At 69.4% G+C, this 2,176-nt stretch carries 1 protein-coding gene; it reads right to left on the reverse strand.

Features of this window, described 5'->3' with window-relative positions:
• Positions 1–2,176, reverse strand: a 2,176-nt coding sequence (locus tag ACZ6O5_RS31230; RefSeq protein WP_465981917.1) for a type I polyketide synthase, incomplete at both ends; no start/stop codon positions are given.

Raw genomic sequence — 2,176 nt, forward strand, 5'->3', positions numbered from 1 at the left:
GCTGCTGCGGATCCATCGCCACAGCCTCCCGCGGACTGATCCCGAAGAACCCCGCATCGAACAACGCCGCATCAGTCAGGAACCCACCCTCGCGGGCATAACTGGTCTCCGACCCCGCCGGACCCGGATCATCTGACGACCCGACATCCCAACCCCGATCCACGGGAAACCCACTCACCGCGTCAACACCCTCGACCAGCAACCGCCAAAAACCCTCCGGGTCATCAACCCCACCCGGATACCGGCACCCCATCCCCACAATCGCCACCAGCTCATCGACACCCGCACCCACCACCACCGGCGCGACGGCCACGGCAGCTTTCTTACCAAGCAGCAGGCCCGTCAGATGGTCGGTCAACACCTCCGCACTGGGGTAGTCGAAGACCAGCGTGGCAGGCAACGACAGCCCAGTCGCGGCGGCCAACCGGTTACGCAACTCCACCGCAGTCAACGAGTCGAACCCGAGCTCACGGAACGCGCTGCCCGGATCAACCGCCGCGGGGTCGGCATGGCCCAGCACAACCGCAGCCTGTGCCCGCACCAGCTCCAGAACCGTCCGCTGGCGTTCCTCACCCCCCATAGCCGCCAACCTCGCGGCCAGATCCACCCGCGCATCGGCGGTGGACGCCGCCCGACGGGTCGAGCCACCGGCCAACACCTGCCACAACGGCGGCACACCACCAGCCCCGGTACGACGCAGCGCGGCAAGGTCCACCCGCATCGGCACAAGCTGCGGCTGGTCGGTGCGTATTGCCGCGTCGAACAACGCCAGGCCCTGCTCAGGGGACATGGGAAGGATGCCGGCGCGTCGCATCCGGTCCAAGTCGGCCTCGTCGAGATGCCCGGTCATCGCCGACTGCGAGGCCCACAGCCCCCACGCCAACGACTGCCCCACCAGACCCGCGGCCTGCCGCCGCAGCGCCAGGGCGTCCAGGACCGCGTTCGCCGCGGCGTAGTTTCCCTGCCCCGGCGACCCGAGCGTGGCCGCCGCCGACGAATACACCACGAACAAACCCAGATCCGCATCCCGGGTCAACTCGTGCAGCCACCACGCCGCATTCGCCTTCGACCGCAACACCGTCTCCAGCCGCTGCGGCGTCAACGCCTCAACCACCCCGTCATCAAGCACGCCCGCGGTATGCACCACCCCCACCACCGGATGCTCCACCGGCACCCCCGCCAACACCTCCGCCAGCGCATCCCGGTCAGCGACATCACACGCCACCACCCGCACCCGCGCACCCAGCTCGGTCAACTCATCGGCCAACTCCGCCGCCCCGGCCGCGTCGGGGCCGCGCCGGGACAACAGCAACAGGTGCCTGACCCCGTGTGTGGTGACCAGATGCCGGGCCACCAACCCACCCAACACACCGGTCCCGCCAGTGACCACCACCGTGCCACCCGCATCCAGACCGGCCGGTAGCCGCAGCACCACCTTGCCCACATGACGGGCCGCCTGCAGATAACGCAGGGCCTGCACCGCGTGAGTCGCCTCGAACACCCTCACCGGCAGGGGCTGCAGAACCTCCGCGGCGAACATGGCCAGGATCTCGCCCAACATCTGCCCGATCCGGTCAGCGCCGGCCTCGGACAGGTCGAACGCCTGATACACCACCCCAGGGTGATCCGCGGCGACCCGGGCCGGGTCCCGCACGTCGGTCTTACCCATCTCCACGAACCGGCCACCACGGGGCAGCAGGTCCAACGACGCGTCCACGAACTCCCCGGCCAAAGCGTTGAGCACCACGTCCACCCCCTCCCCACCGGTCGCGGTCAGGAAGCCGCGGCGGAAGTCCAGATCGCGGGAGGAAGCCAGGTGCGTATCGTCCACACCCATCCGGCGTAGGGTGTCCCACTTGCCGGCGCTGGCGGTGGCGTACACCTGCAATCCCCACGCCCGGGCCAACTGCACCGCGGCCATCCCCACCCCACCGGCCGCAGCGTGGATCAGGATCCGCTGCCCCGCCCGCACACCGGCCAGATCCCGCAACGCGTAAAACGCGGTCAGGAACACGATCGGCACCGACGCCGCCCGGGTGAACGACCAGCCCCGCGGAATCCGGGCCAGGAGACGATGATCAGTGACCGCCACCGGCGCCAACGCACCGTTGAACATCCCGAACACCCGATCCCCGACCACCACCCCCGACACACCCGGCCCGGTCTCAAGCACCAC

The organism is Micromonospora sp. NPDC049201, assembly GCF_055586805.1.